This is a genomic window from Exiguobacterium sp. s191 (genome assembly GCF_018618955.1).
Lineage (GTDB): Bacteria > Bacillota > Bacilli > Exiguobacteriales > Exiguobacteriaceae > Exiguobacterium_A > Exiguobacterium_A abrahamii.
On sequence record NZ_JACSNC010000001.1, the window covers coordinates 170,204 to 185,117 of the forward strand.

Genomic DNA, 14,914 nt, shown 5'->3' on the forward strand with positions numbered 1-14,914 from the left:
GCGATGATCGATAAGGCGGAAGGGCTTGTACTACGAACGGTCGTATACGGTGAATCGAATAAGATCGTCACGCTACTGACACGTGAATACGGCAAGCTCGCCGTCATGGCGCGAGGAGCGAAGAAGCCGGGTAGTCGTTTCAACGCGGCAAGCCAGCCTTTCGTTCGAGCCGTCTATATCTATCCACGGTCACGTGGTCTCGGTCAGTTGAAATCAGCAGACGTCATCACGAGCCACGCGCATATCCGGCAAGATGTCGTCTTGATGGCGTATGCGATGTATCTACTGGAGCTGGCAGATAAAGCGCTTGATGAACGAGTGCCGCAACCGGCACTCTATGATTTGTTCGTCGAAGGACTGGAGGCGATGGATGAAGGACTGGATCCCGACGTCGTCTCTTTCATCATCGAGTTGCGCCTGTTGCGTCATCTAGGGATTGCGCCGCACTTGAATGGCTGTACGATTTGCGGGAGTGCTGAAGCACCGTTTGCTTTTTCGTTACACCACGGTGGTCTACTCTGTCGCCGGCATCGCCATGAGGATGAACATGCTGTCTTTATGTCAGAGGCAGTCGCGAAGATGCTCTATGTGTTTTCTGTCTATGATTTCTCGCGGATCGGGACCGTGACGGTGAAGCCGGAAACGAAGCGTCTACTACGTCAAATCATGGATGCTTATATGGAACGCTACAGCGGGTTACGTCTACGTTCAAAACGTGTCCTCGACCAGTTGATTGATTTCGGCAACGATTGACAGCAACAAGCGGGTTCGGTAGAATAAATGCGGTAGAAGCAACTAAATGAACACGATGACGAAAAGGAGTACCGTCTTTTTCTCAATCAAGCGATTCCAGGGTGGTGTGAGCTGGGAGTGAGAGGGGCGCGAATGGCGTTTCGGAGTGTTCTTTGTCAAAAAGAGTGGCATGCGATGCATGCAAGTAGGGTGGAACCGCGGGCTCGTCTCGTCCCTATGTGCAACGATTGTTGTACATAGGGGCGTTTTTTGCGTTCCTTAATCATTTCGGAGGTGAAAGTCGTGAAGATGACAGTACAAGACATGATCTTGACATTACAAAAATTTTGGGCAGAACAAGGCTGCTTGACGATGCAAGCATACGACGTAGAAAAAGGAGCCGGTACGATGAATCCGATGACGTTCTTACGGAGTCTCGGACCAGAACCATGGAACGTTTGTTATACAGAACCATCACGCCGTCCAGCTGACGGTCGTTACGGGGAAAATCCGAACCGTCTGTATCAACACCATCAATTCCAAGTCATCATGAAACCATCACCTGACAACATTCAGGAATTGTACTTACAAAGTCTCGAGTTGCTCGGTATCAACCCACTCGAACATGATATTCGTTTCGTAGAGGATAACTGGGAGAACCCGACATTCGGTGCTGCAGGTCTCGGCTGGGAAGTATGGCTGAACGGGATGGAAATCACGCAATTCACGTATTTCCAACAAGTCGGTGGAATCGAGTGTAATCCGATCGCAGTAGAGATCACGTACGGAATCGAGCGTCTCGCGTCGTACATTCAAGACGTCGAGAGTGTCTTTGATCTCGTTTGGACGGATGGCTTCAAATACGGTGATATCTTCTATCAACCGGAGTTCGAACATTCGAAGTATACGTTTGAAACATCAGATGTCGCCTTACTCTTCACGTTGTTCGATCAATATGAAAAAGAAGCGAATCGTGCCTTGGACGAGAATCTCGTTTTCCCAGCGTATGATTACATCTTGAAATGTTCACATACCTTTAACCTTCTCGACGCGAAGGGTGCGATTTCTGTCACGGAACGGACAGGATTCATCCATCGTGTCCGGAACATGTCGCGCCGTTGTGCGCAGAGTTTCATCGAAGAACGGGAACGTCTTGGCTTCCCATTGATCAAGTCGAAAGCAGGTGAGTCACATGCATGAATTATTACTTGAAATCGGTTTAGAAGAGATGCCGGCTCGATTCGTCCTTCAATCCGAAACACAACTCAAGGAACGCGTGACGCGTTTTCTTGAAGAAGCACGGATTGAGTTCGCGAGCGTCGAATCCTTCTCGACACCACGTCGTCTTGCAGTATATGTCAAAGGTCTCGCAGCACGTCAAAGCGACCTCGAAGAGACATTAAAAGGACCAGCAAAACGAATCGCGATGGATGAAGACGGTAACTGGACGAAAGCAGCCGAAGGATTCGCGCGTGGTAAAGGGTTAACGACGGACGATCTCTTCCTTGGAGAAGAAAAAGGAGTCGAATACCTTTATGCGACACGTAAGGAAGTCGGACAAGCGACAGCCGATCTACTTCCTGGACTAAAACAAGTCGTCGAAGCGATGACATTCCCGAAAAACATGCGTTGGAGCACACAATCGTTACGTTACATGCGTCCGATTCGTTGGTTGATTGCCCTGCTTGACGATCAAGTCATCCCGTTTGAAGTCGCATCCGTCGAAACAGGTCGGACATCACGTGGACATCGTTTCCTCGGGCAGGACATCACAATCCTGCGTCCGAACGCTTATGTTGAAGCGCTCGCAGGAGAAAATGTCATCGTCAGTTACGAAGCACGTCGTCAATTGATCGAAGAACAAATTGCAGCGCTTGCGGCACGCGAACAATTCGAAGTGCCGATCGATGCGTCTTTACTTGAAGAAGTCACGAACCTCGTCGAGTATCCGACAGCCTTGTTCGGTGCATTTGATGAAGCGTATCTTGAGTTACCAGAAGAAGTCTTGATCACGACGATGAAGGAACACCAACGTTACTTCCCGGTCAAACGTGACGGGGCGTTGCTCCATTATTTCGTGACGGTACGAAACGGAAACGCAACACATCTTGAAAACGTCGCACGCGGAAACGAAAAAGTCATCCGTGCCCGTTTAGCAGATGCGCAGTTCTTCTATGAAGAAGATAAAAAAGCAGATATCGATGAACAGGCGAAACGTCTTGATAAAATCGTCTTCCATGAAAAATTAGGAACGACAGGCGAAAAAGTCCGTCGCGTCCGTCAGATGGCGCTCGCACTTGCAGATCGTGTCGGTGCAGACAAAACACGTGTCGAACGTGCAGGACAGATCTATAAATTCGACCTCGTCAGTCAAATGGTCTATGAATTCACAGAATTACAAGGTCTGATGGGTGAGCGTTATGCGAACATGAAGAATGAGGATCCGGAAGTCGCGGCTGCGATTCGTGAACATTACATGCCACGCTTCGCGGGTGATGCAAGTCCGGAGACACCGACAGGAACACTCTATGCGATTCTCGATAAGATGGATAGCGTCGCTGGATTCTTTGGTGTCGGTATGATTCCGAGTGGATCAGCGGATCCGTATGCATTGCGTCGTCAAGCACAAGGGATTGTTCAGATTTTATCAGATCGCAAGTTGAATCTGACATTGACTGAATTGATTGCCTTCGTCGTTTCAGAACAGGTGGCAGCAGGTCTTTATGCGAAGGATGCCGAAGAAGTTCAAGCTGCATTACAAGACTTCTTTGCACAACGCTTGAAATACCGTCTATCGGAAATGAACTTCCGTCATGATGTCGTCGAAGCCGCTCTTGATCATACGTTGACAGTCGAAGCGAATGAGCAGCGTGCTGCGATGCTTGAAAGTGCGACGAAAAAAGAATCGTTCAAGAAAACAGTCGAACAACTCAGTCGTGTCTTAAACATCTCGAAAAAAGCAGAAGACGTCACAACTGTTAATCCAGCGCTCTTTGAAAATGATGCGGAACGCGCGTTACATGAGGCGATTGAGAAGACCTTACCAGAGGTCGATCAAGCGATCGCGTCACTTGATTATGAACGAGCGCTTGAGGCACTTGAGGCAACCGTTCCGTCGATCACAGCATACTTTGACGGTACGATGATCATGACGGACGACGAAACAGTCCGCACGAACCGTCTTAGCGAAATGAAACGATTTGCGCAAGCCATCGAATCAGTCGCCCGGTTCAATGCACTTACTTTAGCGTAAAGAAAAAGGACGGATGAGCCGATGAAGTTAAATGAACGGCAAAAAAAGATACTCCAAATCGTCAAAGAGAACGGTCCGATCACGGGAGAGCAGATTGCTTCTGCACTCTCCTTGACACGGGCGACGTTACGGCCCGATTTGTCGATTTTAACGATGACCGGCATGCTAGAAGCGCGTCCACGTGTCGGCTATATGTACGTTGGAAAGAAAAATGCGTCCATGCTTCATGAGAAACTCGACACCTTGACCGTCGGCGAATTCATGTCGTCGGCAAAGGTCATTCATGAAGGGATGACCGTATACGATGCGATCGTTCACTTATTCCTTGAAGATGTAGGTTCGCTGTTCGTCGTCAGTAAGGACCATGCGTTGGTCGGTGTGTTGTCACGTAAGGATTTTCTACGTGCGGCAATCGGTAATCAAGAGTTAGACTCGTTACCGGTCAATATCATCATGACACGGATGCCGAATTTGACGGTCTGTGAAAAATCGGAGACGTTGATTGGTGCCGGTATGAAACTGATCGAAAAGCAGATTGATTCAATGCCAGTCGTCGAAGAGGAGAACGGCGTCTTGAAAGTCGTGGGTCGAATGACGAAGACGAACATGACGAAAGTGTTGGTCGCTTTAGCACGTGATGAAGAAATTTAAGGAGGGTTCCTGATGCGTCAACGGATTTATGTCGTGAGTGACTCTGTCGGAGAGACGTGTGAACTCGTCGTCCGCGCAGCTGCAATCCAATTCCCGGAACAAGCCATCGAAACGGTCCGCATTCCGTTCGTCGATGATGATCAAGTCATTTATGACTTGGTTCTTCATGCGAAAGAAGAACAAGCGACGATCGCTTTTACGATCGTTCATGCGACCCATCGTCGTCTGCTTGCAGACACAGCGCGTGCCCACGGTGTTAAAGCGATTGATCTACTTGGTCCATTGCTTGACACGATGGAAGATCGCTTGCAGATGCAACCGAAGGAAGAGCCAGGATTAATCTATCGCTTAGATGAAGAATATTTCCGAAAAATCGAAGCGGTTGAGTTTGCTGTCAAGTATGACGATGGACGTGATCCAAAAGGAATTAAACGTGCGGATATCGTCTTGATCGGGGTGTCGCGTACATCAAAGACACCACTTTCGCAGTATCTGGCCTTGAAGCGATATAAAGTAGCGAACGTACCACTCGTACCTGAATCGATCCCGCCAGCGGAGCTATTCGATATTCCAAAAGAAAAATGTTTTGGACTACTCATCTCACCGGAAAAGTTGATCGACATCCGAATGGAACGCCTGCGTTCATTAGGACTCAAACCAGAAGCAGCATACGCGCAGATGGACCGAATCAACCGGGAACTCGAATACGCACGGAATTTATACGAACGAATCGGTTGCCAAGTCATCGACGTGACGAATAAAGCAGTCGAGGAAACGGCGAACCTGATTTTGACCGGAATTTCTGGGAAAGCGCATGACTAGTCAAGCAGTCAGGAACATAGTATACTTGTTTAGCTGATAAATGAGATAATGCCCTTTTTCTAATGAAACGGAACGAGTCATCGTTCCGTTTCATTGCGGGTATGGTCATGTAAGGATAAGTTCTCAAGGAAAGGGGAGAGGACGGAATGAAGCGAATTCCTGATGAAATCGTCGATCAGGTCCGCCAAGCAACGGACATCGTCGAATTGATTTCAGAACGTGTAGAATTAAAAAAACAAGGGAATCGATATTCAGGGCTTTGCCCGTTTCATTCTGAGAAATCACCTTCCTTTTCTGTTTCTCCTGATAAAGGGATGTACTACTGTTTTGGATGTGGTGCAGGTGGAAACGCGATCACTTTCGTCATGGAAACAGAAGGAATGAGTTTCAAGGAAGCCGTCTCTAAATTAGCTGATCGCAGCGATGTCACACTTCCAGAACTGGAGCCGGATCGATTCGAACAATCGGAATCGACACCTGAACAGGAAAAGAAGTTCCGGATGCGCGAGGCACATCGGATCGTCACCGAGTTGTATCATGAGGTGTTGATTCAAACGGAAGCAGGCGACGCGGGACGAATCTATTTAGAGAATCGTGGTATCCGTGAGGGTGCGATGCGTGAGTTCCGACTCGGGTATGCACCGGATCAAGATCGTTTTACAGTGGATTCCTTGGCACGGCGTGGGTTTGATTTAGATGAGATGGTCGAAGCGGGATTGATTTCAATCGGACGCGATGGCGATTATCGAGATCGATTCAACGGTCGAGTCGTATTTCCTATCTCCGATCGTGATGGCACGATCGTCGGATTTAGTGGACGTTCGATTGATGGTCGTGATCCGAAGTATGTCAATACAGCGGAAACACCTTTGTTCAATAAAAGTGAACTGTTATTCGGATTCGCTCAAGCACGAGGGGCGATGCGCAAAATCAAACAAGTCGTCCTCGTTGAGGGGAATCTTGATGTTGTGCGTGTCGCTCAAGCGGGTATACCTTATACGGTAGCCTCTTTAGGAACAGCCTTAACACCGGTTCATGCCCAAAACCTAGCACGTATCGTCGATGAAGTCATTATTTGTTATGACGGAGACAAGGCAGGACGCGCTGCGACGTTAAAAGCCCTACAATTGCTTGAAGCCGTTGCCGTCGACTGTTCCGTCATCCGTTTACCGGATGGCGAAGACCCGGATTCCTTCATTGGGAATCAGGGCGAAGAGACGTTTTTACACTGGATCGAACAAGAACGGGTTTCAAGTCTTGAATTCAAATCTTTTTATTTTCGACAAGGAAAAAACTTGCGATTAGAAGGAGAACGCGTTCGATATATTGAAACTATGCTTGAAGAGATTGGTCGAACATCCAATCCGTTGTTACGGGACATTTATTTAGGAAAACTTTCTGAGGAATTTAAACTCTCGAAAGACTCCTTGATCGCACAAGTGCGTCCAACCGTCCAACAACCGAAGAGAGAACAAATCGTTTCCGATCGCCCAACTGCTCCACCGACAGCACCTCCTGACCGAACGTTCGCGAACTGGAAAAAGGCAGAACGCTTCTTGCTTGCCTACATGATACGTTCAGAAGAAGTATGTCTTGAAGTGCGAGAGCAACTAGGTGTCCAATTCAATGATCCGGCACACCAATTGATTGCCGGCAAGCTATATGAATTTTACGGAGCAGGTACGCAAGGAAGTCCTGATCGTTTTTTGACGATGTTGCACGACGCTTCTTTGCAACGAATCGTAGCGGATTTAGAGTTCATGCTGATGCCTGAGTATGATCCTGATTTACTCAGTCACTACATTCGTGCCGTCCAAAATGAACAGCAACGTCGGTTGTTAGAAGAAGAAAAGTCACGATTGAATCAACAAACAGATATCCGTGCTCAAGCGGAGCTGATGCAGGCGATCATAGAACGGAAGCGTCGTTTAAAAGATCGATGACCTGCTGCATGATGTGGAAGGAGTGTATGGTTCGATGGCAGAAAAAGCAAGATCAGAAGCTGAATTACTCCGTCTCGCGAAAGAGGAACTCATCGCGCTCGGACATAAAAATGGTGAATTGTCACACCAAAAGATCGAAGACAAACTAAGTTCGTTCGAATCAATGGATGCTCAGCAATTCGAGGAATTCCTTCAATTGCTTGAAACAGAAGGTATCAAGGTCAACAATGACGGCACAGGGGACGAAAAAGAAGAGGCGGATCTAAACGATTTGTCTGTTCCTCCTGGTGTCAAGATCAATGACCCTGTCCGGATGTATCTAAAAGAAATCGGCCGCGTTGATCTGTTGAATGCAGAAGACGAAGTCGAACTCGCTAAACGAATCGAGCAAAACGATGAAGAAGCAAAAAAACGATTGGCGGAAGCAAACTTACGTCTCGTCGTTTCGATTGCGAAGCGTTATGTCGGACGCGGTATGTTGTTCCTTGATTTGATTCAAGAAGGCAACATGGGTCTGATCAAAGCGGTCGAAAAATTCGACTATACGAAGGGATATAAATTCTCGACGTATGCAACATGGTGGATTCGTCAGGCAATCACACGTGCGATTGCTGACCAAGCGCGGACAATCCGAATTCCGGTTCACATGGTTGAGACGATCAATAAATTGATTCGTGTCCAGCGTCAACTCTTGCAAGATCTCGGACGTGAACCATCACCGGAAGAAATTTCGAAAGAGATGGAAATCACGCCGGAAAAAGTCCGTGAAATCCTGAAAATTGCGCAAGAGCCGGTTTCTCTTGAAACTCCAATCGGGGAAGAGGACGATTCACATCTCGGAGATTTCATCGAGGACCAAGATGCGACAGCACCACAAGATGCTGCGGCATACGAACTCTTGAAAGAACAACTCGAAGATGTGTTAGATACACTGACGGATCGTGAAGAAAACGTCCTCCGTCTTCGTTTTGGTCTTGACGATGGTCGGACACGGACACTTGAAGAAGTCGGAAAAGTATTTGGCGTTACACGTGAGCGGATTCGTCAAATCGAAGCAAAAGCACTTCGGAAGTTACGTCATCCGAGTCGTTCAAAACGCTTGAAAGATTTCCTCGATTAATTCAAAGTGTGAAGAATATATGAAATTTTAGTGGGAAGGAAGAAAAAAGTTTCGTTTTTTTCTTCCTTCCCTGTTTTTTTTACAGTAGAATAGTAACGGGGAATACCATTCAGTCACCAACTTGGTTGGGTATAGAATATGGGGGGAATCCAAATGCGTAATCCATTAGTACCGTTCGCGGCGATCGCAGTCATCGCCATCATCGCTATGATTTCATTGTCTTACTTTGGGGTCGATCAGGTGAAGGAAGCTCGTAAAGGGCCGTCAACTGCAGAAATGAAGCCGGAAGACTTGTTTGCATCTAAAGGATGTACAGGATGTCACGGTGGAAACTTAGAAGGCGGAGCAGGTCCGAACTTAACAAAGATCGGCGCGAAGCTGAAAGAAGACGAAATTAAGAACATCGCAATGAACGGTAAAGGGCAAATGCCTGGCGGTCTTGCGAATGACGAAGAAGCAGCTGTTCTAGCCAAATGGTTAGCTGCTAAGAAATAAGAACAAGGGCATCTATCTCGTTACGAGATGGATGTTTTTTTGTGGTGTATGGTATCTTTTTTAGCGTAAATCCGCTATTTTTAAAAGAGAGTTTTTCGGAAAATAGGAAGGATGAAGATGATGCAAATGAACGTCGTATTGGATCAACGACTCCAAAAAGTCGTGTCGTATATTCCACAAGGAGCGATCCTCGCAGATATTGGATCAGATCATGCATTCGTACCTTGTTTTTGTGTACAACAAAAGAAAATCGAGCGTGCGATTGCAGGAGAGGTGAATGAAGGACCGATGGAAGCGGCAAAAGGACAAGTGGCGCTTGTCGGTCTTGAATCACAGATTGATGTCCGTTTAGGAAGTGGCTTATCGGTTTTGAAGCCGGGCGAAGCAACAGCGATTACGATTGCGGGAATGGGCGGAACGCTGATTGCCTCTATCCTTGAAGAAGGAAAAGATCGGTTGTCAGGTGAGGAACGCTTGATTCTTCAACCGAATGTCGATGCAGTCGATGTTCGGAAGTGGTTGCTGACGAATTCTTATGCGTTATTGTCTGAAGCGATCGTCGAGGAGAACGGGAAGATCTATGAAATTCTCGTTGCAGAACGTGGAGATGAAACACTTTACTCAGAGGACGAAACAACACGTCAGTGGGAATTGTTCTTTGGACCACAGTTAATGCGGGAACGTGCACCAGAATTCATCGAAAAATGGCAGATCGAAAAACAAAAGCGAGAGTATATCCTAGCTCAGATGAAACAAGGACAAGCAACGGAGGTTTTATCTGAAAAAATCGAAGCCATCGAACAATTGATTCAAAAGATGGAAGAGGTGACGAACTAATGGCGAATGGGAACCATGTCATTGAGCAGTTTGAAGCATTTGCTCCGAAAAAATTCGCACTCGAAGGTGATCCGATTGGTCTACAAATCGGAACATTGAACAAGGACGTCAAACGTGTGCTCGTGACACTTGATGTCTTGGAGTCTGTCGTGGATGAAGCGATTGAAAAGAAGGTCGATCTCATCATTGCGCATCATCCACCGATTTTTAGTAAGTTAGCAAATGTGACGGATCGTTCTGCAACAGGACGCATCGTCACAAAATGTATCAAACACGATATTGCGGTGTATGCTGCGCATACGAACCTTGACGTGACACCAGGCGGGGTCAATGACTGGATGGCAGATGCGCTTGGTCTTGAGTCTTGTGAAGTACTAGCACCGACGTTTGAAAACACACAATATAAACTAAGTGTCTTCGTACCGAACGAGGCTGTAGAGCGCGTTTCAACAGCCCTTGCACAAGCGGGAGCAGGAAAAGAAGGGGACTACAGTGATTGTCAATTCCACGTCAATGGAACGGGTCAATTCCGACCGTTGACGGAAGCTACCCCGTATATCGGTGAAGCAGGGCGACTCGAACGCGTTTCAGAAGTCCGAATCGAGACGATCGTCACGGAACTGAATCAGAAACAAGTCATTCGAGCGATGAAACAGGCTCATCCATATGAGGAAGTCGCCTATGATCTCATTCGTCAAGAACGCCCGGCAACATCACTTGGTCTTGGACGGATTGGTCGGTTACCGGAAGCAATGACGTTGCGGGAATTTGCAGAGCATGTTCGCAATGCGTTTGGTGTACAAAACTTACGCTTCGTAGGAGACGAATCACGCCACATCCAAAAAGTTGCGGTCCTTGGTGGTGACGGCAATAAGTACGTCTCGACTGCAGCATTTGCGGGAGCGGATGTCCTTGTGACAGGCGATCTCTATTTCCATGTGGCGCATGATGCGATGGCACTTGGACTAGCAGTCGTCGATCCGGGACATCATGTAGAGTCGGTCATGAAGGAAGGCGTCGTCAACGAATTGAAGCGTCGATTCGAACAGAAAAAAATCGACGTCGAACTGCTGATTTCAACAGCGAATACGAATCCGTTTCAGTTTTTATGATGAATCGAATGGAATACGTCGATGCTACCGTCGTATTTAGTAATAAAAAAACCGAGTCGCGAATGACGATCGCGACTCGGTTTTGCTGTATCGATTGTAATGATTAAAGTACTTTGACTTTAGGCAAGATGCGTCGTAATTCAAGGAACGGTGTCTTGTCATGCGTACTGATATCAGCAGGATCATATTGTTGTAGGAAATCGATGACCTTTTTCGTGATCGGTGTTGGCGTTGATGCACCTGATGTGACACCAACTTGCGTGACACCTTCGAGCCAAGTCAAATCAAGTTCTGTCAGATCACCAATCCGATGCGCTGGAGTGCCAGCGATATCGAAGGATACTTGTGCCAAACGGTTCGAGTTGTTCGAACGCGGGTCCCCGACGACGATGACGAGATCGCAGTCTCCTGCTTGATCAGCCACCGCTTCTTGCCGGACTTGTGTTGCGTTACAGATTTCATTGTGTACTTCTACATGCGGATACTTTTTACGAACGTGTTCCATCAAAGCTTGGACATCCCATTGGCTCATCGTCGTCTGATTCGTGACGATGATTTTTTTGTGGGCAAGCTGAGGCGGAAGTTCATCAATATCTTCGACTTTTTCGATGAGGTGCACATGCTCTGGTGCTACACCGACTGCACCTTCAGGTTCCGGATGTCCGTGTTTGCCGACGTAGATGACTTCATAATCGTCCGCGACGACTTGTCGAATCAAATCGTGCGTACGCGTCACGTCAGGACATGTTGCATCGACGACGTGTAAGTTCTTCTCAGCAGCACGCGCATAAACTGCAGGTGAAATGCCGTGTGCAGTAAAGATGACAGTGCCCTCTTGAATCGTCTCTAACGCTTCAAGGCGATCGGGACCATCGACAGTGATGACCCCCATATTTTCGAACTCACGTGTCACGTGAGCATTGTGGACGATCATTCCTAAAATATGGATCGGACGTGGCAAGTCTTTATTCAATGCCGCTTGTTGTGCAAGTTTCATTGCATCGACGACACCGTAACAATAGCCGCGGGGGCTGATTTTTTTTACTAGCATAGTTATGGATTCTCCCTTTGTGAAAAAGAATGATTAGTTAGAGTGTACCATTGATTGAAGCTGAATGAAAATAGAGGAGTCTGTTTCATCTACAGAACATGCTATACTAATGAAGTTGTCAATTATTCAAAAGGGAGGCGAAGGGATGGAGTCTAAGAAAATGATGCGGTCGTATTTTTTTCAAATCACCGCTGTCTTATTCATCCTGATTTGTCTTGTCATTTCAGCGCTTGCCTTCACTGCGGACCGGGTCACGATTTCCCGGGTCGAGCAACAAACAGAGAAACAAAGCGAGAAGAGTGTCGAGGTCTCAGGAAATGCGATTCGCGACAATATTGGGAATCTGCATGAAGAGATCATGAGCTTGCAGTTGAATGTCAAAAACCCCGAAAAGCTGAAACAAAAAATTGAAGAATCGAATCTATTAGACATTGATACAGGATTTAAGAGTTTCTTCTACTTTGATCGACAGACGAAGCAAGTCACTTGGTTCTCAAGTGAGGATCGACGTATAGAAAACAGTACGATCCTGAAAGATGATGAATTCTTGCAAACGTTGACGAGTACGGACTTTCATATGAGTAAGCTGTATACGATGGAGTCAGATGCTGTCACCTATATGTTCGTTCCGGTTCGAGACGGTAATAAACGCGTCGGTGTCTTTGGTGGTGGATTAAGTGTCATGAACTCGATCGTCTTTCGGAATTCGCTCGAATCATTTGACGATCAGACGATCGCCTACCTGTTCAATAGTAAAAAAGAATTGTTAGCCACATCTAGTAATCTAGTACCGGATGAAGAACGCTTATTATCGAAAAGTGTCATTGAACGTGCGTTTCAGTCGGTAGAACCTTCTGAGATTTTTAGTACGAACCAAGACATGTATTACTTCGCGAAAGATTTGAAGGTGACGGATTGGAAGATTCTCGTTCGAACGCCACGAAGCGTCTTTTATGAACCAGTTTACACGACACGGCAACAGTATTTGATCATCGCTGCCTTGACGCTCGTCCTCAGTCTGATCGTCGGCTATTTGATGTCAAAACAATTGACAGCACCGATGCTTGAACTTGTGAAGAAGATCGAGAAAAGCAGCTCACCCAAACCGATTGTTCTCGAGCGTGCCGGATCAAACGAAGTCAAGACACTCGTTGCTGCCTATAACGAGTACGCTCAACGGATGGAAAATGCGCGCCTTGAGCAGTTGAGTCAACAACAAACGATGTTACATCAAGAAAAATTAGCATCACTCGGTCAACTAGCAGCAGGAATTGCCCACGAAATCCGCAATCCACTAACACCAGTCAAGATGACGTTACAGTTGTTAGCAGCAGAAAAGGATCGTGATCCAGAAATGTTGATTCTCGCCTTATCGGAACTGGATCGAGCAAATGGCATGATTCAAACGATGCTTGATTTATCGAAAGGCGAAAACAACGCACTTCAAAAAACGACGATTGATATGAATGATTTAATGAAGAAGCTGACATATATCTTAGAAGCGGAAGCTCATCATTACGAAGCGGACTGCAAGATTTATACACCTTCCTTCATGCCAAAGATTTATGCATCAGAAGAGGGGATTTTGCAGATTTTAGCAAACTGTGTTCGAAATGCCCTTCAAGCTGTCGCGTTTAAAGGACCGGATGGAATCTGTCATCTGCATGTCCACGTTTATCCAGAAGAAGTCGTCTTCATTGTTCAGGATAATGGGGTAGGGATGGATGGAAATCAGATTGATCATGTCGGTCAAGCGTTCAAGACATCAAAAGTCGATGGCAATGGACTTGGACTCTTCATGTCGAAGCAAATCGTTCGTGATCATAAAGGCAAGATGATCTTTGATAGTAAGCCGGGTGTCGGTACGACGATTCAAGTCCACTTACCTCGAAAGGAGCAAACGGAATGAAATTCAATAAGGCCTGGTTATTCGTCCTGATTGTTTGGATTTCATCCGTTTTGTTCATTTCCAATTTATTCGTCAATCCGGATCCGAGTCCACGCCGTCATCTCGTCGGCTTCACGATCGTCAATGATAAACATGAATTTGCGCAACGGCTCGTCGATGCGTTCAAGACACAAGCCAAACTGAATAAATACGAAGCAGTCGTCGCGACGTCTCATAATTCACGTATCAATGAACGCGAGCAAATTCAAGAGTTCATTCGAATGAAGGTAGATGCAATCTTCGTGACGACGCTTGATGATGTCTATATTGCTAGTACGTTAGAAGAGGCAGCTCGTGCTGGGATTCCGGTCTTCGCGATCGATCGATTGATTCGCTCCGATGCAGTCGTCAGTTCGATTACCTCGAATAACCAATTGATCGGGGAACAGCTTGCCTCATTCATCAAACACGAACGCATCAAGCAGACGGGACGAGCTACGGCCGACATCATTGAAGTCGCAGGTACGGCAAACGTCAATACGACGAATGAACGACACCGGGGATTTTTGACTGGTCTTGAGCGTGAGCCGGAACTTGAAATCGTCGAATCCGTGAATGGGGATTACGACCCAGTCACTTCAGAAAAGGTCATGACACAGGTCATTGAGTCAGGAATTCCGTTTGATGCCGTCTATTGTCACAATGACGATATTGCGCTAGGTGTCCTCGAAGCATTGAAAAAAGCAGGGATCAAAGGAAAAATAATTGTCGGCATAGACGGGAATCGTGCTATATTAGAAGCTGTTGACATGAAATCGATGGATGCGACGGTCGTCCAGAGTGCTGATGAGATGATGAAAGTCGCCTTCAGTGCATTGAAGCTTCATACGAAAAACAAAAAGATTCCAACTCGTTTTTATACGTACTCCTATCTGTATGACGGTAGTAGACCCATAACCATGTTGAACTAATCGAGAGGCAGAAGCCTCAGCAAATAAGGAAAGGACGGT

At 46.7% G+C, this 14,914-nt stretch carries 13 protein-coding genes; 12 read left to right on the forward strand and 1 reads right to left on the reverse strand.

Translation table 11 applies throughout. From position 1 onward, the window contains the following. Positions 1-3 precede the first annotated feature (3 nt). From recO to KNQ09_RS00930, 10 genes are all read left to right on the forward strand, one after another. Positions 4-753, forward strand: a complete 750-nt coding sequence (recO, locus tag KNQ09_RS00885; protein WP_023467502.1) for a DNA repair protein RecO — start codon at positions 4-6, stop codon at positions 751-753. 288 nt (positions 754-1,041) lie between these two features. Continuing rightward, positions 1,042-1,932, forward strand: coding sequence for a glycine--tRNA ligase subunit alpha (glyQ, locus tag KNQ09_RS00890; RefSeq protein WP_029341034.1), 891 nt, complete (start codon positions 1,042-1,044; stop codon positions 1,930-1,932). Further along, on the forward strand, positions 1,925-3,985 hold the full coding sequence (gene glyS, locus KNQ09_RS00895; protein ID WP_214857073.1) for a glycine--tRNA ligase subunit beta: 2,061 nt from the start codon (positions 1,925-1,927) through the stop codon (positions 3,983-3,985). Before glyQ ends, glyS begins: the two co-directional genes overlap by 8 nt. Before the next feature lie 21 nt (positions 3,986-4,006). Then, positions 4,007-4,636, forward strand: a complete 630-nt coding sequence (gene ccpN / locus KNQ09_RS00900) for a transcriptional regulator CcpN (RefSeq protein WP_035398363.1) — start codon at positions 4,007-4,009, stop codon at positions 4,634-4,636. A 12-nt stretch (positions 4,637-4,648) separates the two neighbouring features. Beyond that, complete coding sequence (locus KNQ09_RS00905; protein WP_047396410.1) at positions 4,649-5,458, forward strand: pyruvate, water dikinase regulatory protein; 810 nt, start codon at positions 4,649-4,651, stop codon at positions 5,456-5,458. 146 nt (positions 5,459-5,604) lie between these two features. Beyond that, entirely contained in the window at positions 5,605-7,401 is a 1,797-nt protein-coding gene (gene dnaG / locus KNQ09_RS00910) for a DNA primase (RefSeq protein ID WP_064300317.1), read from the forward strand. Between the two features lie 34 nt (positions 7,402-7,435). Continuing rightward, positions 7,436-8,521 (forward strand): RNA polymerase sigma factor RpoD, encoded by a 1,086-nt coding sequence (gene rpoD, locus KNQ09_RS00915; RefSeq protein WP_023467512.1) that lies wholly within the window; start codon positions 7,436-7,438, stop codon positions 8,519-8,521. Between the two features lie 153 nt (positions 8,522-8,674). Beyond that, on the forward strand, positions 8,675-9,016 hold the full coding sequence (gene cccA, locus KNQ09_RS00920; protein ID WP_035398358.1) for a cytochrome c550: 342 nt from the start codon (positions 8,675-8,677) through the stop codon (positions 9,014-9,016). 117 nt (positions 9,017-9,133) lie between these two features. Next, positions 9,134-9,853 (forward strand): tRNA (adenine(22)-N(1))-methyltransferase, encoded by a 720-nt coding sequence (locus KNQ09_RS00925; protein ID WP_326188407.1) that lies wholly within the window; start codon positions 9,134-9,136, stop codon positions 9,851-9,853. Next, on the forward strand, positions 9,853-10,965 hold the full coding sequence (locus KNQ09_RS00930) for a Nif3-like dinuclear metal center hexameric protein (protein ID WP_214857075.1): 1,113 nt from the start codon (positions 9,853-9,855) through the stop codon (positions 10,963-10,965). Before KNQ09_RS00925 ends, KNQ09_RS00930 begins: the two co-directional genes overlap by 1 nt. 103 nt (positions 10,966-11,068) lie before the next feature. Here the strand turns inward: KNQ09_RS00930 and KNQ09_RS00935 are convergent, their stop codons facing one another. Next, a complete protein-coding gene (locus KNQ09_RS00935; RefSeq protein ID WP_029341043.1) occupies positions 11,069-12,016 on the reverse strand; it encodes a 4-hydroxy-3-methylbut-2-enyl diphosphate reductase in 948 nt (315 codons plus the stop codon). 145 nt (positions 12,017-12,161) lie between these two features. Between KNQ09_RS00935 and KNQ09_RS00940 the strand changes: the two genes are divergently transcribed. Both KNQ09_RS00940 and KNQ09_RS00945 read left to right on the forward strand, forming a co-directional pair. Further along, on the forward strand, positions 12,162-13,925 hold the full coding sequence (locus tag KNQ09_RS00940; RefSeq protein ID WP_064300315.1) for a two-component system sensor histidine kinase NtrB: 1,764 nt from the start codon (positions 12,162-12,164) through the stop codon (positions 13,923-13,925). Beyond that, the gene (locus tag KNQ09_RS00945) at positions 13,922-14,875 is read left to right on the forward strand and encodes a sugar ABC transporter substrate-binding protein (protein WP_064300314.1); all 954 of its coding nucleotides are present in this window, start codon (positions 13,922-13,924) and stop codon (positions 14,873-14,875) included. The genes KNQ09_RS00940 and KNQ09_RS00945 overlap by 4 nt, the downstream gene beginning before the upstream one ends. Positions 14,876-14,914 lie beyond the last annotated feature (39 nt).